The sequence below is a fragment of the Paraburkholderia sp. XV genome (assembly GCF_020177535.1).
Lineage (GTDB): Bacteria > Pseudomonadota > Gammaproteobacteria > Burkholderiales > Burkholderiaceae > Paraburkholderia > Paraburkholderia caribensis.
The window spans coordinates 1-25,830 of sequence record NZ_JAGUUD010000048.1 but is presented as its reverse complement, the minus strand read 5'-3'; the positions used below and the strand labels follow the sequence as shown (position 1 = coordinate 25,830).

The window sequence follows — 25,830 nt, the reverse complement described above, 5'->3', positions numbered from 1 at the left end:
AACGGAGCAATCGAAAAAAACCCCGGACGCCGGGTGCGGCGACCGGGGGAAGCTCTCTCGCGCGCGAAGGGAACCACCGCGCACAAACGTCACTTTAGCGGCTCGCACGGCGCGGATTAACGGGCCGCGCGGAAACACTCCTTTCCAGCGTGCACAAACGGGCGCGGCGCGTATATCCCGCCATCCCGCCCTCACTTCGCTCGCAGTCTCGGCGGATGCGCACGCGCTGCGCAATCCGCGCACACCCCGTGCAACGCGAGGGTCTTGCCGACAATGCGCAAGCCGAACTGCTTGGCGATCGCAACGCGCCGGCGATTGATCTTCGGGTCGGAGAACTCTTCGACGCGCCCGCACACCACGCACACGAGATGATCGTGCGCCTTGCCGGAGTTCAGCTCGTAGAGGCTGTGATGTTTGCCGAGCGGCACGTTCGCGACGAAGCCCGCCTCCACCAGCTGACTGAGCACGCGATAGGTGGTCGACAGGTTCATTCGTTCGCCGCCTGCAGCGATGCGGCGGTGAATTTCTTCCGCGCTGAAATGGCCATGCTCCGTGCGTTGCAGATAGTCGAGCACGGCGACCTGCGCAGCCGTGCCTAGCAGGCCGGCTCGCTTGAGCGCGTCGAGCGTTCGGGTCAGAGACGTTGACAAGGGCGGCATGCGCAGCCGTTCTGGATCGAATCGAGGGAACCGGCTTTCAGCCTACGACATCGGCATGAATATTTCCGGAACCTAGTTGATTGCGATTCGCATTCGGCAAGGACTCAACGCAAGGGTCGCGCGACACCGGCGCCCCGGTTGCGCACGAGCTCGGCCGCCTGCCACGATGCCAGCGCCGTACAGCCGAACAGCACTTCGCGCATCCGCTTGACGAGCGCAAGCGACAGCGCCGTCTGCTCGTCGACGCCGAACATTCGCGCGAGCAGCACCACGACAGCCTCCTGCACGCCCAGCCCCGACGGCACGAAGAACGCCGCATGGCGCGCCGCCTGCGTGAGCGCTTCGACGGCGATCGCGCCGCCAATCGAAACGGGATGCCCGAGCATCCACAGCGCGACGTACACCTCCGACGCGCCGAGCAGATAGCCCGCAAACTGCCAGACAAACGCGCGCAGCAGCAGGCGCGGCTCACGCAGCAACGCATCGATCGCGGCATCGAGCTGCGCGCCGCCGATGCGCTCGACGTTCCAGTGCGCGCTCATCGGCAGACGCGCGGACCAGCGCTCGATCGCGTGAAACAGTCCGCCGCGCCTGAGCAGCACGAACATGACGACGGGCAGCGGCAACGACAGCAGCAACGCCGCGCCGACGGTCGCGAGCACACCGTCGTGGCCCGTCTGCGCAACGATCAGCACGAGCCCGAGCGCGGCGAACACATACTGGACGGCGAGCGTCACCAGCACCTCGACGATCACCGACGCGCACACCGTGCCTGTCGATTCGATTTTCCAGCGCGCGAGCCTCACGCCGACGAACTCGCCGCCGATGCTCGCGACGGGCAGCAGCCTGCTCACCGCCTCGCGCACGGTCGCGACCCACCACAGATACGCGAGCGACGCGCTTCTGCCGAGCAGCAGCCGCCACGCCTGCGCATCGAGCAGCAACGGCAGCGCATGCAGCGGCACGAGCCACAGCAGCGCGAAGCCTGCCGAACGGATCGCGTGCAGCACATCGTCGATGCCGCCGTGCAACGCCAATGCGATCAGCACCGCGATGCCGGCGGGCAATCCCAGCCATTTGAGCCACTTGATCATAGGTAAGACGGCTGCGCGAACACGTCGGCGAAACCGCCCGTGATCGCCCCGCTCGCGGCGATCGCCGACGCAACGCGTGCGGACAGCAGTGCATCGAGTTCGTCGCTGTGCCGGTACGTCTGCATCGTCGGTGTAATCGCGCCCTCGCCGCCCACGGCGGGATGACAATAAATCTCGCCGACGCCTTCCGGCAGCCGTGCCAGCGCGGCGAGCAGCGCCGCCTCGTCCAGATGCCCTGTCTGCGACATGCCGATCACGTAGTCGTTGTGTGCAATGCCTGCATTATCCAGCTGCTTGCGCACGCGTGCGATCCACGGCCTGATCCACGCAGGCGCACCCGGCTCGTACGGCAGCCGCATCGCCTTCAGCCCATATTCGCTACCGACTTCGATAATCAGCGAGAGCACCGTCGGATGCAGATGAAAGTGCTTGTGCGTGTCGACGTGATCGAGCGGGAGTCCCGTGCGTGCGAAGGCCTGAAACTGCGCGCGGATTTCCGCCTTCAACTGGCGCCGCACTTCGGGAAGGAGGAAAAAGCGAAAGCCGTTGCGCACCATCCGTTGGCCGAGCCGCCCATGTCTGTCGACGAGCGCGGGAACCAGATGCGTGGCGAGCATGGGGACGCCGTCCGCTAGCACGAGATGCAACCCGACGCGCAAGCTCGGATAACGCTGCGCGCGGCGCACGGCATCCGCCGCGGCGGGCGCGGACACCATCAGGCTCGCCGACGTCAGGACGCCATGCAGATGCGCGCGCTCGACGGCTTCGTTGATCCGCACATGCAGACCGAAGTCGTCGGCCGTCACGATCAGCGCGCGTCGCGGTGCGTTTATCGAATGCTGCGTCGACTGTCGCGTCATGCCTCGTGCGCCCGGAGGAAACGGAAGAACTCGACGCCTTCGCGCAGGCGCCGCTTCATCATTTCCCAGCTTAGCAGCATCTCGCGCACGATCTCCCAGATCTTCGACGGACGGAAATAGAACTGCCGGTAGAACTGTTCGAGATGGTGATAGATCTCTTCGCGCGACAGATGCGGATAACCGATCGCCGCCAGTTGCACGCCCTCCGCGCTCACGAGATTGATCACCTTGTTCTCTTCGAGCCAGCCGTTTTCGACGGCCTGCTTGTAGAGCGTGGTGCCGGGATACGGCGCGGCGAGCGACACCTGAATGGTGTGCGGATTGATTTCCTTCGCGTACTCGATGGTCTTGTGGATCGTCTCTTTCGTTTCGCCCGGCAAGCCGAGTATGAAGGTGCCGTGAATCTTGATGCCCAGCTTGCGGCAGTCTTCAGAGAAGCGTCGCGCGATGTCGGTGCGCAGGCCTTTCTTGATGTTCAGCAGAATCTGGTCGTCGCCCGATTCGTAGCCGACCAGCAGCAGACGCAGGCCGTTCTCTTTCATGATCTTGAGCGTCGCGTACGGCACGTTCGCCTTCGCATTGCACGACCACGTGACGCCGAGCTTGCCGAGACCGCGCGCGATCTCCTCGACGCGCGGCTTGAAGTCGGTGAACGTGTCGTCGTCGAACATGATCTCCTTCACTTCGGGCATGTTGTCGCGAATCCACTTCACTTCTTCGAGCACGTTCTCGACGGAGCGCGTGCGGTAGCGATGCCCGCCCACCGTCTGCGGCCACAGGCAGAACGTGCAGCGCGAGCGGCAGCCGCGCCCGGTATAGATCGACACATACGGATGCTTCAGATAGCCGATGAAGTAGTTCTCGATCTTCAGATCGCGCTGATAAACAGGCGCGACGAAGGGCAACTCGTCCATGTTCTCGAGGATCGGGCGCGCTTCGTTGTGCTCGACGGAGCCATCCGCGGCGCGATAGCTCAGGCCCTTGATCTGCGAAAACGGCAGGCCTTCGGCGATCTCCTTGCAGGTGAAATCGAACTCTTCGCGGCAGACGAAATCGATGGCCTCGCTCGCCGTCAGCGAGTTGTGCGGATCGACGGCGACCTTGGCGCCGACCATGCCGATCAACACGTTCGGCGCGCGTTCTTTCAGCTGCCCGGCGAATAGCGCGTCGGTCGGAAACGACGGCGTGCTCGTGTGGATGACGACAAGTTCGTATTCTTGCGCGATCGCGAGCGACGCTTCGACGGAAAGACCGTCGGCGGGCGCGTCGAGCACGCGGCTGCCCGGCACGAGCGCGGCCGGCTGCGCGAGCCACGTCGGATACCAGAACGAGCGGATCTCGCGCTTTGCCTGATAACGCGACCCCGCGCCGCCATCGAAACCGTCATACGACGGCGCCTGCAAAAATAACGTCTTCTTCATATTCGCTTTCCACGAGTTGTAGTTGAGCCGGGCGTTCGCGAAACGCTCAGCGTCCGTCGGATACTTCGAGCGCGCTGGCCGGTTCGGTCCGAAAAACTGTCGTTGCGTTGTCAGCGGCGTTGTCCGTGGCTTCGACGGGCACGCGCACGCCGCGCCACACCACCGTCGAGCCGAACGCCCCTGTCATCCATTGCGCCAACAGCAATGCATCGCGCACGGGCATCAGCGCGAGATCGCGTCCAAACAGGCGTCGCTCGCCGCCCATCATCGCATGCAGGATGACGCGCGCCGACACGCCCGTCACGGCCGCGACGACGAGCGCGATCGACATGGCGGGATGCACGCTCGCGCGATGCAATGCGAACGCGAGCCACGCGCCGCAGACCATCCACGGCAGCGTGAAGGTCACGAACAGCAATGCGAAGCCCGCGCGGTTCACCGAGCGGATCGTGCGCAGCCAGCGCGTCTCGCGATCCCACAGCGCGGCGAGCGTGCGTTCCGTCACATCCGTCTCGACGACCACGGGCGACAGCACCGTTCGCAGATTCGACTCGCGCACATGACCGGCCAGCCAGTAGTCGTCGGCAAGCGTGTTGCGCAGCCGCTCGAAACCGCCAATGCCCGCCAGCGTCGAGCGCCGCAGTGCGAGCGTCGCGCCGAAGCCGAAGCGCGTCGAGCCGAACGCGTGCGCGATCCGCACCGACGGCACGAACCATTCGTTGATGAATTGCGCGCCCACGCGCGACCAGAATCCGGCAATGCCTTTCGCGCGATACAGGCACGTCACGACGCCGACCAGCGGATCGGCGAGCGGCGCGCAGACGCGCTCCAGATAATCCGCTTCGACGGCGATATCGCTGTCGGCGATCACGAACACGTCATGGGCTGCCCATTGCGCGAGGTTGATCAGGTTGCTCACCTTCAGATTCGTGCCGTGCACGCGCGGATCGACGACGAGCGAAATCCGGCAATGCGGATACGCAGCCTGCAGGCGATGGACGATCGCGATGGCGGAATCGTCCGCGCGCGATACGCCGCAGACCAACTCGAAGCACGGATGCGTCTGCTCACAGAAGGTTGCGAGGTTGTCGAAGAGGCGTGGCTCCGCGCCGCACAGCGGCTTGAGAACGCTGACGGGAACCGGCGCACGCGCGGGGAACGAACGCCGTTCGCGCGCGGCGGCGCGCGACACCGACACGAGCGAGGCCAGCACGGCCGCGACGGCATACAGCGCTGCGCCATACACGAGCATCATCGCCAACCAGTCAATACGTAACAGCGTGCCCTGCATGGTATCGATCGCTCCTGCTGAAATGAATACGGGCTGGCCGTCGTGTCGACGCGCGCAGCCACGTGGACGCAAACGGCCTCACCATCCCGTCGCCTGAAGCGGAACGTAAGGCATGCCTGTGAAATGCAGATGAAGGATGACGAGTCCACGCGCGGGACAGATTGCCGAAACGCAAACGGCATCGCGCCGTGGTCCGACGAAACGCGCATGACGTCTTTTCACGGCCGCGCGAAATGCCCGGCGCGCCACATGACGTGTAATCAGAACGGCAGCCAGCAACAAGCCGAACGTCAGTTCGCGGAACGCCGCCGTCTCGAAGAGCGTCTGAGGAAACCTGCAGAAGAAAAGCAGGCTCACGACACAGACGTCGATAGCCGTCGCGGCAACCGATGCCGTGACGAGGTGGGCGCGGATCATCTGAACAGTAGTGTGCTTCATGGCGAGCCAGCCCTACGTGGCGCGCACCGGCCCGCTGCTGCTACTTCGCTGATGTGAAGCCTGCGTGACGGTGCGACAGATTCGAGCGCGCCCAGCCATGCTGGACACGTCGCACCGATGGTAGCGAGCGGAGTCTGAAGGGAATATTAAGCACTTGACCCGGCGCGCGTTTCACGCAGCTTGCATCACATTGCTTGCAGCTTACGGAAGCATCCGCTGCAACACGTTGTCTTTCAGCACGATGCGATGAAACAACGCACCGCCGACATGCAACACGATCAGCGCCAGCAGGACCCATGCGAGCCAGCCATGCACGTCGCCGAGTGCGTGGCCCGTCGGCGAACCGGACGAAGTCAGATCAGGATAGCGAACCATGCCGAACAGCTTCACCGCCCAGCCGCGCGACGACGCGTTGGCCCATCCCGCCAGCGGCACGGCGGCCAGCAGCCCGTATAGCAGCGCATGCGTCGTGGATGAAATCACGCTGAGTGCACGCGACAATTCCGCGGCCTGCGGCATGTGGGTCGCGCGCCACGCGATGCGGCACGCCACCGCCGCGACGATCGCCGCGCCCACGCCGAGATGCCACGCGATCAAGCCGTTGGGCAAGGTATCGCGATGCACGTCGGGCATCGTCCAGCCAATCACGAACTGCGCGGCGACGAGCAGCGCGACCAGCCAGTGCAACAGGCGTGCAACGCCGTCATAGGCGGGGCGTTGGGCAAAAGCATTGAGATTCATTGTCGGTCTCTTATGAAGTAGCGCGACGCATGCGTCACGCGGCGATGCTACCGGCGCGAACCTGAAGAAATGCTTAACACCTTCAACCGACGGCAAGCGCACGTATACATGCCGCATCCGCGCTAGACTCGCAGGCAATACGACATGCCCGACACCCGGCCCCGCCGGACAACGACACCATGCGCATTCTTCTCGTGGAAGACGACGACCTGATCGGCAGCGGGCTCGAAGTCGCGCTGCGCAACGCGGCCTTCACCGTCGACTGGGCCCGCGACGGCCAGCATGCGCAGCTCGCGCTCGCGACCACGCCTTATCTGCTCGTGATTCTCGATCTCGGCTTGCCGAAACTTTCCGGCATGGAACTGCTGAAGTCGCTGCGCGCACGCGGCAACCATATCCCCGTGCTCGTGCTCACCGCGAAGGACACTGCCGCCGACAAGGTGCGCGGCCTCGACGCCGGCGCCGACGACTATCTCGGCAAGCCGTTCGATCTCGCGGAGCTCGTCTCGCGCTGCCGCGCGCTGATCCGCCGCTCGCAAGGCCGCGGCAGCGAGGTGATCGCGTGGCGCGACCTGAGCGTCGATCCCGTCGCGCAGACGGTATCGAGAAACGGCGTGCGCGTGCAGCTCACCGCGCGCGAATGGGCCGTGCTGATCCACCTGCTCACCCACTCTGGCGTGCCGCAGCCGCGCGCCCGGATCGAGGAAAGCCTGTATGGCTGGCAGGAGGAAGTCGAAAGCAATGCGATCGAAGTGCACGTGTCGAACCTGCGCAAGAAGCTCGGCGGCGATGTGATCCGCACGGTGCGCGGCTTCGGCTATATCGTGGACAAGACATGACGCGGCTGCGCTCGACATCGATCCGCCGCCGCCTGATGTGGCTGATTCTCGTCAGCGTCGGCGCGGTGTGGACGGTCATGTTCGCCTGGAGCTTCAACAACGCGACGCGCGAAGTCGGCGAATGGGACAGGGCGCGCCTGGTCCAGCTCGCGCATCTGCTGGCGCAACTCGACGACCTGAACCTCGCGCGGCTCGCCGTTGCGGGTATCGATGTACGCAACGAGTACTCGCGCGCGTCGCCCTCTCTCGACGACGACACCGACGCGCGCCCCCGCTATGCGCTTTTCGAGGTGCGGGATGCGGCGGGCCGCGTGATCGTCGCGAGCCCCGGGCTTGCCCGGCTGCATCGCGCCGCCGAGCCCGGGGAAGCCGCGCAAAGCGTGCACGCGATGACCGTCGACGGCCGGCTGTGGCTCGCCTACGCGTTGCAAGACAGCGCAACGGGCCGCACGGTACGGGTGTTCGAACCAGCCAACGTGCGCAGCGACCTGACGTCGGGCGTGGCGAGCCGCATCGCGCGGCCGATGGCGTTTGCGCTGCCCGTGCTCGCGCTGCTAGTGTGGTTCAGCGTGGGCCATAGCTTCAGGCCGCTGTCGGCGATCTCGAAGGCCGTGCGCATGCGCGACAGCCGCAATCTCGAGCCGATTTACGTCAATCCGTCGCCCGCCGAAGTCCGGCCGCTCGTCGACGCGATCAACCAGTTACTCGCACGATTACAGCAGTCCATCCTGCGCGAGCGCGCGTTCACGGCCGACGCCGCGCATGAACTGAAGACGCCGCTGGCCGCGATCAAGGTCCAGGCACAGGTGGCGCTCGCCGCGCACGACAGCGCGCAACAACAGCAGGCAATGCGGCGCGTGGTCCAGGGCGTCGACCGCAGCGCGCATCTTGCCGAGCAACTGCTGCTGCTCGCGCGGCTCGACGAGCGCGACACGGTGGTGACGGCGCCCGTCCGTCTGCATGACGTCGCCGGCGAGGCAATCGCGTTCCGCACGCCGCAGGCCGAAGACAAGTCGATGGCCGTGGTGCTGTCGGGCGAGCGCGACGCCGAAGTCCATGCGGACCGCGCGCTGGCCCGCACGCTGATCGACAATCTGCTCGACAACGCCATCAAGTACGGCGAGCCGGGGGGCCGCGTGCACATCACCGTGCTGGCCGACGTGCAGACGGTCTCGCTGACGGTCTCCGACAACGGCCCCGGCGTCTCCGACGAGGAACGCCTGCGTCTCACCGACCGCTTCTTTCGCGGCGCGTCCGCGTCCGCGAGCGGCAACGGCAGCGGGCTCGGCTTGTCGATCGTCGCGCGCATTGCCGCGCATTTCAATGCGCAGATTCATATCGGCTCGGGCATCGGACGGCGCGGGCTGGCCGTGCAGATCGCGTTTCCGCGCGTGCCGGCTTCGCCTGGCTTGCCGGGCGGGCGTGGCGCAACGGGAACGTCCTGACAGCATCCGCGCCCGATGCGCCCGATGCCCCGATGCGCTCACGTAGCCGGTGCATTTCCAACGCTGGTATCGACGATGACGGCCGTGCGCGCGACGAGGCGCGCCTGCGCGTCCCGCTCTGCTCGAACGTCGGTAAGGGAAAGAAAAGAGAGAGGGCGCTACCCGCTCGCCGCGTTGCGGGCGAGATTCACGCGTGCATCAGGGAAAGAGCGGCAACGACATCGGCGTATCGACGCTCGCCGCTTTCACGCGGGCGGGCCGTGCGGCGCGCGGCTTGCGCTGGCGCATCGGCGCGCCGGCGCGGTCGAGGCATCGGCAGACGCGCGCGAGCGCGCTCGACAACGACGCCGGCTGCATCATCAGCGAAGGCAGCGATGCCTCCAGTTCCATCAGCAACATCGGCAAGGTCGGTGCCGGGGAATACAGGGTCTTCCGGGGTCGGTTTGTCATGGACGCCTCTCTGGAACGCTGCGGGCACTGTATCACAGCGCGACGGCAGCCCTCCCCTGACCCGCTGCCCGGCACGCCGGCGTCCAGAACCGGCGATGTCACGCGTCACGCCAGTGCGTCTTCTTCCGTCGCGAGCATCGTGCCGCGGCACGCAGGCGATCCGCACCGGCACACGTACTGGCTGCGGGTTTCCTCGTCGTGCGGATCATCGACGGCCAGTCCGTACGAGATGAACAGTTCTTCGCCGCGCTGGATATCGACGGCGGCTTCGATGAACACGCGGCCGTCGATCTCCACCGCCTCGCAATTGGCCCGGCACGCGTGGTTCAGCCAGCGCGCGCTGTTACCGCCGACGCTGCCGTCGATCACGCGTCCATCCGACAGACCGAACACGAACGTATGCCCGTAGTCGCCGTTGCGTTCGATGCGTCGCGCGGCACGCCGCCATGACGTCACTTCGCCCTTGTATTCGATGATGCGTTCGCCTGCCGCGAGCATGCAAAGCGCGAACACACCCTTGCCGTGAATCGGCGACCGCCTGACTGATAAACGACGCATGGCCCGCTTTCGAAGAGGATGGATCGCTTCAGTATAGAGCGCGAAAAAAATGCGCTGTTATCGATGTGCGTATGTTCGTCCTCTCACAGGCATCGAAATCGAGACGCGGCGCTCAAGCGCCCATGCGCGATCCGTCAAAAACGCGCTCGCGCCCGCTTCACGACCGCGACGCTCACCGCCACGGCGCCGCGCGCGTTCGCGCTGCGCGGCTCGAAAAGCTGCGCGCCTGAATACGGTTCACGGGCGAGCCGCGCGTACAGGTCCGGGCGCCGCGCTTCGAGCCAGCGGTGCGCGGGACTCGCGCCGATCGACGCGGGATCGAGATCCGCGGCGATCATCTCGTCGCCGGATGCGCGTTGGGCGACGACCTGGCCACAGGGATCGACGATCGCGCCGTCGGCCGCATCGCTGTAGACGACGAACATGCCGTTGTCGAGTGCGCGCGCAGGCAAGGCGCGGCGCATCCATGCGCCCGTCTGACCGGCTGCGTCCGTCTGCGCATGCGGCGCAACCAGCAGCGCCGCGCCGAGCAGCGCGGCCATGCGCGCGTTCTCCACCAGATAGTTGTCGCCGCCGACCAGCACGGCAAGCCGCCATCCCGCTTGCGCATCGAACACCGTGAAGCAGTCGCCGCGCGCGATGTGCGGCTGACCCTCGCATTGCAGCTTGCGATGCACATGCCGCTTGCCGCCCGGCAGACAGACGACGTAACTGCCATACAGGTCGCCGTTCGCCGCGCGTTCGATCAGTCCGACGCCCGCCGCCACGCCCGTTCGTTCGACGGCATCGGCGACGGCCTGCACGCCCGCGCCATCGACGCTCGCCGCCAGCGCCGCAATCTCCGCGCGACGCGTTCTGCGCGCATCCGCCGGCACGGGCGCTGCCATGCCGCCCGTCAGGCATGCCTCGGGAAACACCGCGAGACCGACTCGTAGGTGCGCCGCCCGCTCGATCCGCGCGACGACTTGCGCAACGTTATGGTCGATCTCGCCGCGCCGCGCGGCGAACGGAATCGACGCGACGCGCAGCGTCGCAGTGGGCAAGGCAGACATGGCGGACCTGGAAAAGATGAACGGGATGCCGTCATTGGACCGCTTGCCATTCAATACGTAAAATGAATAATCCGATCGCTACGATAACTTTAGAGAATGGAAATCCGCCTGCTCCGCGCCTTCCTCACGGTCACGAACCTGCGGCATTTCGGCCGCGCCGCTGAAGCGTTGCATCTGAGCCAGCCCGCACTGAGCAAGCAGATCGTCGCGCTCGAAGCGAGTCTGGGCGGGCGGCTCTTCGAGCGCGGCCGTCACGGCGCGGGGCTGACGGCATTCGGCGAGACGTTCCTGCCCGATGCCGAAGCGCTCGTGCGCGATGCCGACGACGTGCTCGCCCGCGCCCGCGAGGCGAGCAGCGGACAGCGCGGCCACCTGCGCATCGGCCTGTGCCTGTCCACGCTCACGCTCGCGCCGCCGCTGATCGCCGCATACCGCGCGCAGCATCCGCAGATCGGCGTCACGTTGAACGACTTGTCGTCGGCGGAGCAGACGCGGCGCATCTTCGCCGGCAAGCTCGACGTCGGCTTCGTGCGCCTGCCTGCCGCCGCGGGTCTGTCCGCGTTCGCGGTGATCGACGAATCGCTGGCGCTCGCGGTGCCCCGGCACGCGAAGTGGAAACGCCTGCCGGCAAAGCTGGACGAATTCAACGAGTTGGGTTTCATCGCGCTGGCGCGCAGCAAGGGGCCAGGGACGGCGGCCATGATCGACGCGTGGTGCGCCGGGCGCGGCTTCGTGCCGCGCGTCATCCAGCAGGCGGACGATTTCCAGTCGGTGCTCGCCGCCGTCGCCGCGGGTGTCGGCGTCGCCTTCGTGCCGTCGCGCGCGGAACATCTGCTGCGCGACGCCAAGGTGCTGCGCCTGAAGGACGCCTCCGCGCAATGGCGCGTCGGGCTCGCGTGGCAGACGGAACGCGACGATCCCGTCGTGGCGCGCTTCGTCGACTACGTGCGCGCCGCGACGAAGCACGGCGCGGCGGCGCCCGTCACAGCGTGAGGCGCGCTTCCAGCCCGCCGCCTTCGCGGTTGCGCAAGGTGAGCGTCGCGCTCATCGACTGCGCCAGTTGCTTCGCGATGGCGAGCCCGAGTCCCGTGCCGCCCGTCTCGCGGTTGCGCGAGCTTTCGACGCGATAGAACGGCTGGAACACGGCATCGAGCAGTTCTTGCGGAATGCCGGGGCCGCGATCGAGCACGGCGACGGACACTTGCCGTCCGCGCGATGCATCGACGCTCACCTCCACCGTCACCGCTTCGTGTCCCGAGTACTTCAGCGCGTTGTCGATCAGGTTGCCGAGAATGCGGCGCAGCGCCTGCGGGCGGGTCGTCACCGGCTGGCCGATGTGCCCCGTCAGCGAGACGGGATCGCCCGCATCCGTATAGTCGCTGACCATGCTTTCGATCAGCGCATCGGGATCGACGCGGCGCGGCGCTTCGTCGGCGCCGTGCAGCGTGCGCGCATAGGCGACGCCTTCGCGCACCAGCACTTCCATTTCCTTCAGATCTTTTTGCAGGCGCGCGCGCTCGGCTTCGTCGTCGAGCAGATCGGCGCGTATCCGCATACGCGTGATGGGCGTTTGCAGATCGTGCGATATCGCTGCGAGGATTTGCAGCCGCTCGCGCATATAAATGCCGATGCGCGCCTGCATCGCGTTGAAGGCTTTCGACGCGCGCGCCACCTCTTCCGGGCCGTCTTCGGGCAGCGCGGCGGGGGCGAGATCGGGGCCGAGCGTGTCGGCGGCGCGCGCGAGACGCTCAAGCGGCCGGGTGGCGAGGCGCACGGCGAGCCATGCGCAGCCCGCGAGCAGCGCCAGTTGCGCGACCAGCACGAGCGGCAGCCACGGCGACAGCGGGATGCCGTGCATCGGATGCATGTCGATGGTGAGCGGCGTGCCGTCGCTCAAGGTCAGATGGACTTCGAGATGCTCGCTCTCGCCGGGGATGGCGTTGGCCGTCACCTTGTAGCGCGAGCCGATGTCCTGGGCAATCGACGCGCCGATTTCCTGCGACAGCTTCGCGTCCGGCGGCATGCCGCTCGAGCCCGGACCGAGCACGAAACGATAGCTGCGCCGCGCCAGCTTCGGCAGCCACTCCGCGCGCTCGGCGGGCGTCAGACGGTCCAGCAGCGCGACGGAACTGGTCACCTCCTGGCCGATGTAGCCGACCATCACATGCATGGTGGCCTCGTTGCGCTCGGTCATCGTCAGCCAGAACGACAGCGTCTGCGCGGCCAGCAGCCCGGCCACGAAAATCAGCGACAGCCGCACGAACAGCGTGCGCGGCGGCCACAGGCCGCGCAGTCGGGGGAGTGCCGCGTTCATCCGCCGTTGTCCTCGGCCGTCACGAGCGACGAGAACACATAACCTTCGTTGCGCAGCGTCTTGATGTAGCGCGGCTCGCGCGCGTCGTCGCCCAGACGCTGGCGCACGCGGCTCACCAGCAGATCGATCGAGCGGTCGAACGGCTCCGTCTGCCGGCCTTGCGTGAGCGTGAGCAACTGGTCGCGCGTCAGCACGCGCTGTGGATGGTCGACGAACACGCGCAGCAGCCGGTATTCGGCGCCGCTCAACGCGACCATCGTGCCGTCGCTGTCGATCAGATTGCGGCCGATCGTATCGAGCCGCCAGTCGCCGAAGCGCAGGAAGTGCGCGGCGTTCGCCGGCTCCTCGCTGCCGCCGGGCGGCATCATGCGGGCGCGCCGCAGGATCGCGCGGATGCGGGCCAGCAGTTCGCGCACCGCGAAAGGTTTCGCCAGATAGTCGTCAGCGCCCATTTCGAGGCCGACTACGCGGTCGGTCTCCTCGCTCAGCGCCGTCAGCATCAGGATCGGGATGGTCTGAAATTCACCCGCGCGCAGTTCGCGGCACAGGTCGAGGCCGCTTTCGCCGGGCAGCATCAGATCGAGCACGATCAGGTCGGGCCGCTCGTCGGCGAGCGCCGCGCGCATTTGCCGGCCACCCGACGCGAGCGTCACGCGCACGCCATTCCTGGTGAGATACGTGCCGACCAGCTCGCGAATGTCGCGGTCGTCATCAACGATCAGAACGTGATCCGTTTTGTCCACACAAGGCTCCTTCGCCTGCCAGAGTTCGCTTATCTTACGCGGCCTTCAGACAGCCTTCAGGCATCTTCCACCACGGACAGGCTCTTGCCGTCCGATACCGACGACTCCAGCGCATACGGATCGACGTCGTCCAGACAGCCGATGTTCACGCGCCACAGGTTCGGGTCCTTGCGTGTCTGATGAAACGGATAGATGCCGCACCGCTTGCAGAAATAGTGCTTCGCGACCTGCGTGTTGAACTGGTACAGCGTCAGGCTGTCCTCCCCGGACTCGATCTTGAGCGCGCTCGCCGCGAAGAACGGCGACATCAGCGCGCCCTTGCGCCGGCACAGGCTGCAGTTGCAGCGGACGGCGGGCGTGACGGGCGTTTCGACGGTGAACTTGACGGCGCCGCAATGGCATGAGCCGTGGTGAGTGTGGGTAGTCATGGCGTGCTCCTCGATGCGATGACGGTTTTATACCCTGGCCCATTCCTAGCTTTGTGTCTCAATGTATCTGGCCGGTGCAGCGATACAAAAAACCTCGAACGACACCGTCACGCAGCCCGTATCGTTCTGCGCGACGCACACGTGCTCCCGCGCCACGACGTGTGGAATTCGTCTGAGGCGAGCGGCGCGCGAAAGATTGCGCGGCCTCGCGCAGCTCGCGTTGGCGATGATGGTTCTTCCTGCCGCTCGGGACGCGGGCGCTGCGCGTATGCGCAGACGCCGCCTCCCTTCAAGCCGCGGCGCGCGGCGTCATAAGGTCAGATCGAAGGAACGGACGAGCAGACCCGGGAGTTTCATGCCGCCCGTCGCGCGTTCGCCCCATGTCCAGTCGTTCAGGAGCAGTTCCGGCTGTGCACCGATGCGCTCCAGTTCGCTGCCGAGGAGCCGGTACAGGCTGTCGTCGAAGCGCATCGCATCGACAGGTGCGACGATGCGGCCCTGCTCGACCCAGAAGGTCGCGAAGCGCGTCATGCCTGTCATCCGGCAGTTCATCCGGTCGGAGAAGTTCACGTACCAGAGATTGCCGATATAAAGACCCGTGTCGAGCGCGCGCAGCTCATCGGCTTGCGCTAGATCGCCACCTTGCATCGACAGCGCGGACGGTGCTTCACCCGCCGTCGCGCCGTTCGGCACCAGGCCGTATTCGCGGGCCGTGCGGGCGTTGGTCAACTGGGCAACGGCGCGCCCCGCTTCGATGAGCGGCACGCTTTGCCGCTCATAGCCGTCGTCGTTGAAGCGTGGTGTGATGTCGAGAGCGAGGTCTTCCGTCAGCGTGACGCGCGGATCGAGCGCAACCTCGCCGACGTTCAGACGATAGAACTCGTTGCGCGCCGTCGCTTGTGTGCGCGCGGAAAAGGCGCTGAGCGAGGCCGCTTCGACCAGCTCGCGCAACGCAGCAGGTGCGAAGTAGGTGCGGTAGCGGCCCGGCGTCAGCATGCGCGGCGCGCGAGACAGCACGGGCAAACGCGCGGCGGCTTCTTCCACCTTGCCGGCGAATACGGCATCGCTCCAGGTGTCGCCGGCATAGTGGCTTCTGATCGCGCGGCCGCTCGCGTCGTACAGCGACCAGCTGATATTGAAGTTCTCGACCTCATACCAGCCACGGCTGCCGAGCGACGAAGCAAAACCGCGCGCCATCGTCCCGCCCGCATAGAAGCCGACGAAATCGAGTCCGAGTGCGCAGCGCGCGACGAGCAGCGGCAACGTATCGGGCGACGGCAACGTGCCTGCGCGTTGCGTCGTTTCGGACCAGACCGTTGTGTCGAACAGCAGATGCGGATCGTCGGGTGCGTCGCGCAGGCCGTCGCGCAAGGCCGTTAGCGCCTGCGCGATCGTGTCCGTGTCTGCCGCGATGTCGCCGCATAGCGTGAACGTCGAATAGGCCTGACGTTGTCCATCGATCAGTCGCAGCGTGACGCTGGCTTGCGACACATGGCCCGACTGGCGCACCCTGCCTTCGTTGAAGCGGATGAAGTCGGACTGCTCGGCGGAAAACGACGTCAGCGCGATTTCATTCGCGGTTAGCCGCTGTTCGATCTCGTTGGCGAGCGTCATGAAATACGGGCGAGACACGGATGGAGACACGGATGAACGGTTGTCACGCATCATGCGCCTCCGAATACATCGACGTTGCTGAACACGCATGCCGGCGACGCATGGCCGACGCGAATGATCTGCATCGGCTCGCCCTTGCCGCACATCGACGTGCCGTACACGCCGCGCGTCGCTTCATTGCCGACGGCCACGAGGCTGCGCCAGAAGCTCGCCGAGATACCGCGGTAGTTCGGTTGACGCACGACCTGCGTGAGCTTGCCGTTCTCGATCAGCTGGCCGTATTCGCAGCCGAACTGAAACTTGTTGCGATGATCGTCGATCGACCATGACGTGTTGGTGCGCATCAGGATACCGTTTTCGATGTTGCCGATCATGTCTTCCAGCGTGCTGCTTCCCGGTTCGATGTTGAGATTCGCCATGCGGTCGATGGGCGGCCGGTTCCAGCTCGACGCACGTGAATTCGCAACGCCCGCAAGCCGCGCGCGCTGTTGCGACAACGCTCCGCCGAGCGGGCGCATCAGCACGCCGTCGCGGATCAGGTATTCGCGTTTCGCGCGGGTGCCGTCGTCATCGAACGCATAGCTTGCGGCTTCTTCGCGCAGGTCGGGATCGAACGTGACGTTCAGCAGCTCGGAGCCATAGCGATACGAGCCGAAGTGCTCGCGCCTGACGAAGCTCCAGCCCGCGAAGTTGCGCTCGTCGCCGAGAATGCGGTCGAGTTCGAGCGGATGTCCGATCGATTCGTGAATCTGCAACATCATCTGATCGGGCATTAGCAGCAGATCGCGCGGACCAGACGGACAGTTCGGCGCGGCCACCAGTTGCAGTGCCTCGCCCGCGATGCGCGCGCCCCCGCCGTCGAAGCCGAAATGCGCGAGCACGTCCACACCACCTTGCGCGAGCGTGCCGTAGTCGCCGCCGAGCGTGCGCACCTGCGTCACGCCGTTTGCGTGGGCTGTCACGGAAATCTGCGGCAGCATGTAGCGGAAGTGTTGATCGATGCGTATGCCGTCGCTCGTCAAATACGCTTGCTCGCTGTGCGTGATCTGTACGGCGGCAGTGCGCTCGACTATGCGGCCGTCGAGGTTCGCTGCGGCGCATTCGTGCTGCAGACGCTCCAGCCATTCACGCCGGCCCGCCAACGTTTGTGCGATGGCGGGCGATTCGTAGGTACCGCTTTCGACGGGCCGCGTGATCTGCGTGTGATCGATCAGCGAGACGGACGCGCATGCCCTGGCGCGTTGCGTCGCGATATCGAGCGCGGCTTGCAGGCCGCGCTCCGACAGATCAGCCGTTGCGGCGTAGCCCGCGCCCCTTCCGCACCACGCGACCAGCATCGCACCGCGATCGCTCGCGATACGCAGGGGTTGCGCAACGTCGTTGCGTACGGCGTGATCGTCGGTCCGTTCGTTCACGACGCGCACCGACCAGAAGTCCGCCTCGCTGCGCAACACGCGCGGCAAGCGGTTCAACAAGGATTCCACCATCGGGTTGCCTCACGAATGTCATGCGTCCATGCGAGCATCGACGCACCGCCAGGGCGCCTCGGTTCACACGCGAATGTCATATCGTACGCGATGCGCGTCGCGCGAGTGCCCGACGTGCTGCGCCGTGTTGTCTTCATCCTCGTCTGGCATTGTGTCCCGGCGCACACTCATCCCGTTCGATTGTCTGCCACTGCACATTCATCAGCGCCGCCGCATGCAAGCGCAAGCCTGTTTTCGCGTGCAGCGCGTGCCGTTCACATACATTCTGCTCTCGAGCCCACGCGCAAAATGATGCATTTATGAACGCGACCAGCGACGCAGGGAACGCGAGATACGCGTGAATGGCCGAGCGGGCGCGATGTTCTTTGACAAACATCAAGGCGCGTCGTCGGCCGGATCGACGGGAGGCGACAACATTCAGGATGCCGCTACCGAGCAGTTCAAGGCGCTGATCGAGCCGTTGCAGGAGAAGCTGGAGGCGGTGCAACAGCAGATGGCCCGCGCGCAGCAGCAGGCGAATACGGATAGCACAGGCGCGGGCGCCGCGATGGTCGCTGCGTTGAGTGCCTAGGCGATGTCGTTTTCAGCGGCATTGTCAGCACACAGGCGTGACGCGCTACAGCGCGACATACCGCTCCTGAATGGGCACGTCGGCATAGTCGAAAGTCGGGCGCGCATAGAAAAAGCCCTGCGCGAGCACCTTGGGCCATTGCGCGAGCCAGCGCGCAAGCGCCCTCGTTTCGACGCCCTCCACCACAACCGCGACATTCAGCCTTTCGAGCATCGACAGCACGCCCGATGCGACGGCTGACGCGCGCGGATTGTCCGGCACGCCATCGAGCATTTCGCGTGCGACCTTGACCGTATCGACATCGATCGCGCTCAGAAGCGCGAGCGACGAATAGCCGGTGCCGAAGTCGTCAATGGCGAGACGCATGCCCGCTTCGCGCAACGGCTTCGTCAGAGGCGGCGCAGCCAGCAGGCGAGTCGAGTCTTCCGTCTCGACGAGTTCGAGTTCGAGCAGATCGGGTTCGACGCCATGCAGACGCGCGATCTGCATCACGGTGGCAGGAAAGTGTTCGTCCGCGACGACGCGCGGCGGAACATTGACAGCGATCGGACATACCCGTTGCCCCTGGCGCTGCGCGTGGGCCAGCGCCCGGCATGCGCCGTCGATCACGTGATAGGTCAGCTGCAACGCCACGAGGGGATGATCGAGCGCGACGAGAAACGCATCGGGCAACAGCATGCCGTAGTCCGGATGCATCCAGCGGATCAGCGCCTCGACGCGTGCGAGCTTGCCTGTTTGCACGTCGTAGATGCCCTGGAACGCGAGCCGGAACTCACCGGCGAGAAGGCCCTCGCTCACGCGCTGCTCGAGCTGGTTCATCAGGCGCTGCATGTGCATCGTGTTCTTGTTGCGTGCCGCCGCATGGGCATCATCATCCCCGCGATTGGCAGCGGTAGCGTGGCGAGCATCCATCGTATGGGGAGACCGTATTTATTGATGTGTAGATGGGATTGGCTTTCCCCGTTCGATGCACGTTTCATACCATGGCTTCGCCCTTTGCAGACAACCACGCCGGAACCCGCATGGCGCCTCATTCTACGGACGATCGCACGAATTCGCGTTGCGGAAAGAACGCGTAACAACGTTTCGTGCGCGAAACATCTGTGCCGGGCGTGCCCGGAATACGGCGCGCGGCCGGGCTCGCGCTACAGCGGCTTGCTCGGCGCCGGACCGCGCAGAATGCCGACTGTCAAAAGTGCTTCATGTGCGAATCGCTTTTCAGGCGCGACATTACCTCTGAGGTAATCGATTCGCTTTGCGGCGGCCGATATGCTGATGTCATTCGTCAACGAACGGGAGAGCAGCATGTCAACGTTTGCGGTCGCGCATCTGCATGAAGTGAAGATGGGTGTCGAGATCGTCGAGTACCTGAAGCGCATCGACGCAACGCTTGCGCCCTATTGCGGCCATTTCGTGCTGCATGGCGGCCGTTGCGAACGGCTCGAAGGCGACTGGCGCGGCGATCTGGTTGCCATTGAGTTTCCGAATCGCGACCTCGCGCGCGCATGGTATCGATCGGCTGCCTATCAGGCGATTCTGCCGCTGCGCACGGACAATTCGATTGGCGATGTGATTCTGATCGACGCGGTGCCGGCCTCGCATGTCGCGACGGATGTGTTGTGCGGATGAGCGCATGTGGGCAAGCGCACATAGGTAAGCGGGGGCGCTTCGCTGTGCGGAAACGCCACCCCTCACCCGGCATGGCGATCAACTGCCGAAGTACACCGAACAATAGCTGACGGGACCGACGCATGTCGACATGCCTGCGTTCGCGCCAGTGACAGGCATCCGCATTCCCGCCGCATGCGTGCCCGCCGTGCCGGCGCCTTCGCTTTCCTGCGCAGCCTGCTGGCGAGCGACCTGTTGCTGATAGAGGGGGGCGACATCGGGATACGATGTGTCGGTCACGAACTGCGAGCCGTTTTGCTCGGCCTGGATCAGTTCCTGACGGACTTCGGCGCGCGTCTTCTCTTGCGCGAACGCGCTCGATGCGAATGCCGTCGAAGCGAGTGCAGCGATCGAAACAGTCAACAGTGCAAGCTTTTTCATTTCCAGCTCCTTCAGTGTAGGGGTGATGTCGATTCGTCACAGGATGTGTGGCGCTTCACTGTGATGAACAAAGCGATGTCGACATCTATTCCCAACTTTTTTTGCTTTCTCACATCGACCGCTGCAGATAAAAATTCTCGCGTGTGATGGGAATAAACACCGCTCCTCTGTGTTGACGGCCTAAGCGCGTCACCATCAGAAACGAAAGGAGCATCCGTGATGAACTCAAAGTCCCGAGCGTCCACGCTCCGCTGCATGCCATGCCGATTTGCCGCGATTGGCGCAGCGGTATGCGCGCTCGCCGGCAGCTTCGCATATGCGGCCGGCTGGCTCACGCCCTCACGCCTCACGACGTATCGCATCATCGACCAGTTCCAGGCGGACAATGGCCCGCACCCGGGCTTTCGCCGCAATCACGCAAAAGGGCTTTGCGTAGAGGGGTATTTCGACAGCAACGGCAATGCGGCGTCGATATCGCGCGCGCAGGTTTTCGCGCCGGGCCGTACGCCCGTCATCGGCCGCTTTGCGATTCCCGGCGGTAATCCATCAGCGCCCGACGCCAGCGTGCCGGTGCGCAGCTTCGCACTACTCTTCACCCAACGCGATGGCGAGCAGTGGCGCACGGCCATGAATTCGACGCCCGTGTTCGCGGTGCATACGCCCGAACAGTTCTATCAGCAACTCGTCGCCGCACAGCCGGATTCAAAGACGGGCAAACCCGATCCCGCGAAGCTGAAGGCGTTTTATGCGACGCACCCCGAAACGCAGCCGTTTCAGCAATGGGTGAAGACACATCCGGCATCGTCCCGTCTTGGGAATGCCGCGTACTACAGCATCAACGCATTTCGCTTTACCGACACGAGCGGACAGACGCATGCGGTGCGCTGGTCCGTGGAGCCGGAAGCGCCCTATGCGCCTGTCGATCCGCAACAGAAGAGCGATCCCGACTTTCTCTCGCAGCAGTTCAGCGAACAACTGAAGCACGGCAACGTGCGCTGGCATCTGATCGTGACCGTTGCGAACGCTGGCGACCCCACCAGCGACGCGACGCTGCAATGGCCTGCCGGCCGGCAGCGCATCGACGCAGGCACCGTCGTTATCGAACGTAGCGCGCCGCAAGCCGATGGCGTGTGCCGCGATGTCAACTTCGATCCGACCGTCTTGCCGGACGGCATCAAGCCTTCGGACGATCCACTGCTCGCGGCGCGCTCGGCTGCCTATGCCGTGTCGTATCAGCGGCGCACCCGGGAAGAAGCGCTGCATCGCGCACCCGCCACTTCGCAACCCTGAACGGAACGCATCATGACGAACACCTCTCGCCATTTTTCTCCGCTCGCGCGTCTGTTGCACTGGATCATGGCGGTGCTGATTCTCGCGATGCTATTCGTCGGCGTCGCAATGGTCGCGACCGTCTCGCATGCGCATGCGACGCTGATCGCGCTGCATCGGCCGCTTGGCGTTGCGTTGCTCGTGCTCGCCTTGATCCGCGTCGCCGTGCGATTGAAGAACGGCAGCCCCGCACTGCCTGACGATATGCCCGCATTGCAGCGTTTCGCCGCCAGGGCATCGCATCTCGTGCTGTATGGACTATTCATCGCGATGCCGTTGATCGGTTGGGCGATGCTCTCGGCAGGCGGCTATCCCGTCACATTGTTCGGCGCCTGGCATCTGCCCGCGATCGTGCCGCAAAACGTGGATCTGTTCGCGCTGTTGCGCGCGATGCATACGTGGCTCGCATTCGCGCTGTTCGCGACTGTGCTCGCGCATATCGCGGCGGCCCTCTTTCATGGACTCATCCGGCGCGACGGCGTATTCTCCAGCATGGCTCGCGGCGGACGCCAGACCTTCCGTGCGTCGCGCTGACCGCGTTTGCGATACCCTGGGAGGCCTTGCGTGTTCGAACAATGCGAATGGTTCAATGAGCCGTCGACGTGGTCGCTCGACGGCGATACGCTCAAGGTGACGACCAATCCGAAAACCGACTTCTGGCGCAACACGCACTACGGCTTCACGCGCGATTCCGGTCACTGCTTCGGCATACGCACGCAAGGCGATTTCACCGCGCAGGTGCGTGTGCGTGGACAGTTTCATGCGCTATACGATCAGGCCGGCTTGATGGTGCGCGTCGACGAGTCGACATGGCTGAAGGCGGGTGTCGAATTCACAGATGACGTATTGATGATGAGCAGCGTGTTGACGGTCGGCCAGTCTGACTGGGCCATCGGTGCGCCGGTCGCGGCGCCCGACGGCTTCTGGATGCGTGCAACCGTCGCGCGAGGCGTGTTGCGCGTGCAGTATTCAATCGACGGAACGACGTGGCCTCTGTTGCGGCTTGCGCCTTTTCCTTCGGCAGCGCACTACTTCGTCGGACCGGTGTGCTGCACGCCCGAACGCGGCGGATTGAATGTCGAGTTCTCCCGCTTCATCGTGGGCGAGCCGTTGCGGAAGAACCTGCACGATCTGAGTTGAGCCTCATGTTCGTTTGCGCAGCACACCCGACGTATGCCGCGGCGTCAGCCTCGCGGCGCGCCGCGTTGTGCATGCATCACGCCTGTTCCGCGAAACTCGCCTTGAGCGCCTGATAAATGCTGCGATAACGCGCCAGCCTGTGCGCAAGCAATGGCGCCTGCGCACGATCCGGCTCGCAGGACTCGAGGGTAGGCGGCGCAAGACAGACCTGGCTGATCGACTCGCCCGTCACCGCGAGCCGCGCAAGGCGCGCCGCACCGAGCGCCGCGCCCACGTCGCTGCCTTCGTGACGATGCATCGTGATGCCCGTTGCCGTCGCGCACAGATTGGCCCAGAACGGGCTGCGCGAGCCGCCGCCGATGAATGACGCGCTCTGCAGTGTCGTGCCCGCGCTTTGCAGCGCGGCATAACCGTCGGCCATCGCGAACGCCACGCCTTCCATCACGCTGTACGCGAGATCGCCTGTCGTGTGCGCGCCCGTCAAGCCCCAAAACACGCCGCGCGCGTTCGCATCGTTATGAGGCGTGCGCTCGCCGCTCAGATAGGGCAGAAAGACCGGCGCAGCGGCAGGGTTAGCCGTGCTCGCGAGCTCGGGCAAACTGCCGACTTCGCGGTTCACGACTTTCGATAGCCACCCAAGGCTCGATGCCGCCGACAGAATCACACTCATCTGATGCCAGCGGTCTGGCAAGCAATGACAGAACGCATGCACGCCTTGCGCCGGATTCGGTGCGAATCGATCGGTGCCGGCGAACAGCACGCCCGAGGTGCCGAGCGACAGAAATGCACTGCCCGCTTCCGCCACACCCATGCCGATTGCGCTTGCCGCGTTGTCGCCAGCGCCGCCGCATAGGACGACGGGACCGGCAATGCCCCACTCGCGCCGCAATGCGTCGCTCAACTGCGCGGCGCTCGCGCTGCCTTCGACGAGGCGGGGCATGTGTTCGCGCGTCAAACCCGTCGCCGCGAGCATGCGGTCCGACCAGTCGCGCTTTGCGACATCCAGCCATAGCGTGCCCGAAGCGTCTGACATGTCGGACACGAAATCGCCCGTGAGCCGCCACGCGAGATAGTCTTTCGGCAAGAGCACTTTTGCAGCGGCGCGAAATACATCGGGTTCGTGCTTTGCGAGCCAAAGCAACTTGGGCGCGGTGAAACCGGGCATCGCGAGATTGCCTGTGATCTCGCGCGATTCAGGCACGAGCGCTTCCAGTTCCGCGCATTCGGCGAATGCGCGCGTGTCGTTCCAGAGTATTGCGGGCCTGAGTACTTCGCCTTTTGCGTCGAGCAGCGTTGCGCCGTGCATCTGTCCCGAGAGCCCGATGCCGCGCAGCGCCGCGAACGCTGCGGGATTCGCGCCACGCACGGCGGCCACGGCATCGAGCGTGGCCTGCCACCACGCATGGGGATTCTGCTCCGACCAGTGCGGATGCGGTTGCGCTACATCCAGACGCGCGCCGCTTGTTGCGAGGGTCGTGGACGCGTCATCGGTCAGAATTACTTTTACCTCGGAGGTGCCGAGGTCGATTCCAAGGAAAGTCACTGCACGTCCTCACTATTTGGCATGAGTGGACGCCGCATGCTGAACATCGACGACGTGGCAGCGCGGCTACGTGTTCACCGAGCAAGCGCTGGAGCAACAGGCATGGGTCGCGCGAGCGCGACTCTCCGTGGGAACGCCTGTCTTCTCCATTGTCCGCCGGCTTGCGACTGCCGGCGCTCGTTCGACTCGTTGAAACGAGACGTTACCACGGTGCCCTGAACGGGACGACTGCGAACGATTCGTCCCACATTTGCGTGGCTGATGGCGGCTCCCTTTTTCGATGAATTTGACCGATTGAAATGCTCGGCCGACACTCAGCGGCAATTCCCCACTACATCTATGCGATCCATCATGGCTTCCATCGAAACCACGCACGCAACCGGCCGCGTCGACGCTGTCCGGCCGCTCGAAGACAGGACGTTGCGCAAGATCGTCATAGCGTCCGTCGCAGGCAACGCGATGGAATGGTACGACTTCTTCGTCTACGGCACGGCGGCCGCGCTCGTGTTCGGACAATTGTTCTTTCCTGCGGGCGCCGATCCGCTGATCGGCACGCTCGGCGCATTCGCTGCGTTCGCCATGGGCTTCGTCGCGCGACCGTTGGGCGGCGTCGTCTTCGGCCATATCGGCGACCGCTACGGGCGCAAGGCTTCGCTCGTCTGGACATTGCTCATCATGGGGATCGCGACATTCGCGATCGGGTTGCTGCCGACGTATGCGCAGATCGGCATCTGGTCGCCCGTCGCGCTCGTCGTATTGCGGCTGTTGCAAGGCGTGGCATCAGGCGGTGAATGGGGCGGCGGCGTATTGATGATCAGCGAAAGCGCACCGCCGGAAAAGCGCGGCTATTACGCGGCGTGGAGCCAGTTGGGCGTGGGCGGCGGATTCGTGTTGTCGTCAGCTGCGTTTCTCGCGGCGCAGTCGCTGCCGCACGATGCGTTCATCAACTGGGGCTGGCGACTGCCCTTTCTCGCGAGCATCGCGATCTTTGCTATTGGCGTTTATATCAGGCACAGCCTGCCTGAAAGCCGGGAGTTCGAGCAGACCGAAAAGCGTGGGGAGAAAACCCATATGCCCGTGGTCGAGGTCATCAAGCGGCATCCGAAAGAAATCTTGATGGCGATGGGGCTACGCGTCGCGGAAAACGGCGGCGCTTATATCTTTCTCGCGTTTTCGCTCGTGTATGGAAAGTTTGTGGGTATCGCCAGTTCGGTGATGCTGACGGGCGTCATGCTGGCGATGGTAGTCGAAATGGGCGCGATGCTGGCATGGGGACGTTTGTCGGATCGCATCGGAAGGAAGCCTGTGTACATGATCGGCGCGGCGGGATTGATCGTGATGGCATTTCCGTTCTTCTGGATGCTCGATACGCACCAGGCGCCGTGGATCTATCTTGCGCTTGTTCTCGGCACGGCCGTTTGTCATGGTGCGATGATCGGCACGTTGCCCGCATTGGTTGGCGAACTGTTCAGCACGGAAGTGCGATATTCAGGCGTGGCGCTTGGGCATGAAGTGGCGTCGATCTTTGCCGGGGGACTATCCCCGCTTATCGCTACCGCGTTGCTTGCGAGCTATCACGCTTATTGGCCGGTTTCGGTGTTTCTGATGGTTCTTGGGGCGATTACCGTTGTGACGCTCAGGTTTACGCGTGAAACGCGGGTGGTTGGGTAGCGGTTCAGTTTGTTTTGTCTTTGCGCTGGCATCCGCGATTTGTTAGCTCGCTTCACGCGTCGCCCCTGTGCGGGGCGGCACCTACTTTTCTTT

27 protein-coding genes are annotated in these 25,830 nt (G+C 64.7%); 9 read left to right on the top strand and 18 right to left on the bottom strand.

The features are described from left to right. Positions 1-191: 191 nt before the first annotated feature. From KFO72_RS21985 to KFO72_RS21955, 7 genes are all read right to left on the bottom strand, one after another. Positions 192-659 carry a Fur family transcriptional regulator gene (locus tag KFO72_RS21985; RefSeq protein WP_054930538.1) on the bottom strand — a complete coding sequence of 156 codons (468 nt, stop codon included), beginning with the start codon at positions 657-659 and terminating at the stop codon, positions 192-194. Positions 660-763: 104 nt separating this feature from the next. Next, positions 764-1,753 carry a lysylphosphatidylglycerol synthase domain-containing protein gene (locus tag KFO72_RS21980; protein WP_054930539.1) on the bottom strand — a complete coding sequence of 330 codons (990 nt, stop codon included), beginning with the start codon at positions 1,751-1,753 and terminating at the stop codon, positions 764-766. Then, positions 1,750-2,613, bottom strand: coding sequence for a hopanoid biosynthesis-associated protein HpnK (gene hpnK, locus KFO72_RS21975; RefSeq protein WP_060601004.1), 864 nt, complete (start codon positions 2,611-2,613; stop codon positions 1,750-1,752). Before hpnK ends, KFO72_RS21980 begins: the two co-directional genes overlap by 4 nt. Next, a complete protein-coding gene (gene hpnJ / locus KFO72_RS21970; RefSeq protein WP_054930543.1) occupies positions 2,610-4,034 on the bottom strand; it encodes a hopanoid biosynthesis associated radical SAM protein HpnJ in 1,425 nt (474 codons plus the stop codon). Before hpnJ ends, hpnK begins: the two co-directional genes overlap by 4 nt. A gap of 46 nt (positions 4,035-4,080) precedes the next feature. After that, positions 4,081-5,325, bottom strand: coding sequence for a bacteriohopanetetrol glucosamine biosynthesis glycosyltransferase HpnI (gene hpnI, locus KFO72_RS21965; RefSeq protein ID WP_225033024.1), 1,245 nt, complete (start codon positions 5,323-5,325; stop codon positions 4,081-4,083). A 78-nt stretch (positions 5,326-5,403) separates the two neighbouring features. Continuing rightward, the gene (locus KFO72_RS21960; protein WP_054930545.1) at positions 5,404-5,763 is read right to left on the bottom strand and encodes a hypothetical protein; all 360 of its coding nucleotides are present in this window, start codon (positions 5,761-5,763) and stop codon (positions 5,404-5,406) included. 201 nt (positions 5,764-5,964) lie between these two features. Next, positions 5,965-6,504: a cytochrome b gene (locus KFO72_RS21955; protein ID WP_054930546.1), complete on the bottom strand. Its 540-nt coding sequence runs from the start codon at positions 6,502-6,504 to the stop codon at positions 5,965-5,967. Positions 6,505-6,683: 179 nt separating this feature from the next. Between KFO72_RS21955 and KFO72_RS21950 the strand changes: the two genes are divergently transcribed. Together KFO72_RS21950 and KFO72_RS21945 are read left to right on the top strand one after the other, a co-directional pair. Continuing rightward, the gene (locus KFO72_RS21950; RefSeq protein ID WP_054930547.1) at positions 6,684-7,343 is read left to right on the top strand and encodes a response regulator transcription factor; all 660 of its coding nucleotides are present in this window, start codon (positions 6,684-6,686) and stop codon (positions 7,341-7,343) included. After that, positions 7,340-8,788 (top strand): ATP-binding protein, encoded by a 1,449-nt coding sequence (locus KFO72_RS21945; RefSeq protein ID WP_225033023.1) that lies wholly within the window; start codon positions 7,340-7,342, stop codon positions 8,786-8,788. Before KFO72_RS21950 ends, KFO72_RS21945 begins: the two co-directional genes overlap by 4 nt. A gap of 198 nt (positions 8,789-8,986) precedes the next feature. On the opposite strand, the gene KFO72_RS21940 is transcribed toward KFO72_RS21945, so the two are convergent. From KFO72_RS21940 to KFO72_RS21930, 3 genes are all read right to left on the bottom strand, one after another. Further along, positions 8,987-9,238, bottom strand: coding sequence for a hypothetical protein (locus tag KFO72_RS21940; protein ID WP_060601016.1), 252 nt, complete (start codon positions 9,236-9,238; stop codon positions 8,987-8,989). 105 nt (positions 9,239-9,343) lie between these two features. Beyond that, positions 9,344-9,796: an SET domain-containing protein gene (locus KFO72_RS21935; RefSeq protein ID WP_054930550.1), complete on the bottom strand. Its 453-nt coding sequence runs from the start codon at positions 9,794-9,796 to the stop codon at positions 9,344-9,346. Positions 9,797-9,930: 134 nt separating this feature from the next. After that, a complete protein-coding gene (locus KFO72_RS21930; RefSeq protein ID WP_224100213.1) occupies positions 9,931-10,848 on the bottom strand; it encodes a nitrilase-related carbon-nitrogen hydrolase in 918 nt (305 codons plus the stop codon). A gap of 96 nt (positions 10,849-10,944) precedes the next feature. Here KFO72_RS21930 and KFO72_RS21925 point away from each other — a divergent pair, with 96 nt between their 5' ends. Continuing rightward, positions 10,945-11,841, top strand: a complete 897-nt coding sequence (locus tag KFO72_RS21925; protein WP_054930552.1) for a LysR family transcriptional regulator — start codon at positions 10,945-10,947, stop codon at positions 11,839-11,841. Here the strand turns inward: KFO72_RS21925 and KFO72_RS21920 are convergent. The 5 genes from KFO72_RS21920 to KFO72_RS21900 all read right to left on the bottom strand — a co-directional run bounded on the left by KFO72_RS21920 (position 11,831) and on the right by KFO72_RS21900 (position 17,434). Further along, positions 11,831-13,162: a sensor histidine kinase gene (locus KFO72_RS21920; RefSeq protein ID WP_054930553.1), complete on the bottom strand. Its 1,332-nt coding sequence runs from the start codon at positions 13,160-13,162 to the stop codon at positions 11,831-11,833. The two genes, KFO72_RS21925 and KFO72_RS21920, sit on opposite strands and share 11 nt — an antisense overlap. Beyond that, positions 13,159-13,905, bottom strand: a complete 747-nt coding sequence (locus KFO72_RS21915; RefSeq protein ID WP_036005530.1) for a response regulator — start codon at positions 13,903-13,905, stop codon at positions 13,159-13,161. Before KFO72_RS21915 ends, KFO72_RS21920 begins: the two co-directional genes overlap by 4 nt. Positions 13,906-13,961: 56 nt before the next feature. Then, positions 13,962-14,333, bottom strand: a complete 372-nt coding sequence (locus KFO72_RS21910; protein ID WP_054930554.1) for a GFA family protein — start codon at positions 14,331-14,333, stop codon at positions 13,962-13,964. 309 nt (positions 14,334-14,642) lie between these two features. Next, positions 14,643-16,001, bottom strand: a complete 1,359-nt coding sequence (locus KFO72_RS21905; protein WP_225033022.1) for a TldD/PmbA family protein — start codon at positions 15,999-16,001, stop codon at positions 14,643-14,645. Continuing rightward, positions 15,998-17,434: a TldD/PmbA family protein gene (locus KFO72_RS21900; RefSeq protein WP_107203051.1), complete on the bottom strand. Its 1,437-nt coding sequence runs from the start codon at positions 17,432-17,434 to the stop codon at positions 15,998-16,000. Before KFO72_RS21900 ends, KFO72_RS21905 begins: the two co-directional genes overlap by 4 nt. A 358-nt stretch (positions 17,435-17,792) precedes the next feature. On the opposite strand from KFO72_RS21900, the gene KFO72_RS21895 reads away from it, so the two are divergent. Then, a complete protein-coding gene (locus KFO72_RS21895) occupies positions 17,793-18,005 on the top strand; it encodes a hypothetical protein (protein ID WP_225033021.1) in 213 nt (70 codons plus the stop codon). A 45-nt stretch (positions 18,006-18,050) separates the two neighbouring features. Here KFO72_RS21895 and KFO72_RS21890 read toward each other — a convergent pair whose 3' ends face one another. Next, positions 18,051-18,824, bottom strand: a complete 774-nt coding sequence (locus tag KFO72_RS21890) for an EAL domain-containing protein (protein WP_225033020.1) — start codon at positions 18,822-18,824, stop codon at positions 18,051-18,053. Between the two features lie 486 nt (positions 18,825-19,310). Here KFO72_RS21890 and KFO72_RS21885 point away from each other — a divergent pair, with 486 nt between their 5' ends. Then, positions 19,311-19,634, top strand: coding sequence for a DUF1330 domain-containing protein (locus KFO72_RS21885; RefSeq protein WP_036005809.1), 324 nt, complete (start codon positions 19,311-19,313; stop codon positions 19,632-19,634). Positions 19,635-19,712: 78 nt separating this feature from the next. Here the strand turns inward: KFO72_RS21885 and KFO72_RS21880 are convergent, their stop codons facing one another. Beyond that, a complete protein-coding gene (locus tag KFO72_RS21880; protein WP_062915317.1) occupies positions 19,713-20,054 on the bottom strand; it encodes a DUF4148 domain-containing protein in 342 nt (113 codons plus the stop codon). Between the two features lie 219 nt (positions 20,055-20,273). Here KFO72_RS21880 and KFO72_RS21875 point away from each other — a divergent pair, with 219 nt between their 5' ends. From KFO72_RS21875 to KFO72_RS21865, 3 genes are read left to right on the top strand one after another with little or no spacing between them, the layout of a single operon-like run. Then, positions 20,274-21,344 carry a catalase family peroxidase gene (locus KFO72_RS21875; protein ID WP_225033019.1) on the top strand — a complete coding sequence of 357 codons (1,071 nt, stop codon included), beginning with the start codon at positions 20,274-20,276 and terminating at the stop codon, positions 21,342-21,344. 12 nt (positions 21,345-21,356) lie between these two features. Further along, on the top strand, positions 21,357-21,917 hold the full coding sequence (locus KFO72_RS21870) for a cytochrome b (RefSeq protein WP_060601040.1): 561 nt from the start codon (positions 21,357-21,359) through the stop codon (positions 21,915-21,917). A 30-nt stretch (positions 21,918-21,947) separates the two neighbouring features. Further along, entirely contained in the window at positions 21,948-22,523 is a 576-nt protein-coding gene (locus KFO72_RS21865; protein WP_225033018.1) for a DUF1349 domain-containing protein, read from the top strand. A 76-nt stretch (positions 22,524-22,599) separates the two neighbouring features. Here KFO72_RS21865 and xylB read toward each other — a convergent pair whose 3' ends face one another. Next, positions 22,600-24,066, bottom strand: a complete 1,467-nt coding sequence (gene xylB, locus KFO72_RS21860) for a xylulokinase (RefSeq protein WP_224100201.1) — start codon at positions 24,064-24,066, stop codon at positions 22,600-22,602. A 351-nt stretch (positions 24,067-24,417) separates the two neighbouring features. Between xylB and KFO72_RS21855 the strand changes: the two genes are divergently transcribed. Next, positions 24,418-25,737: an MFS transporter gene (locus KFO72_RS21855; RefSeq protein WP_054935255.1), complete on the top strand. Its 1,320-nt coding sequence runs from the start codon at positions 24,418-24,420 to the stop codon at positions 25,735-25,737. The last annotated feature ends 93 nt before the right edge of the window (positions 25,738-25,830 follow it).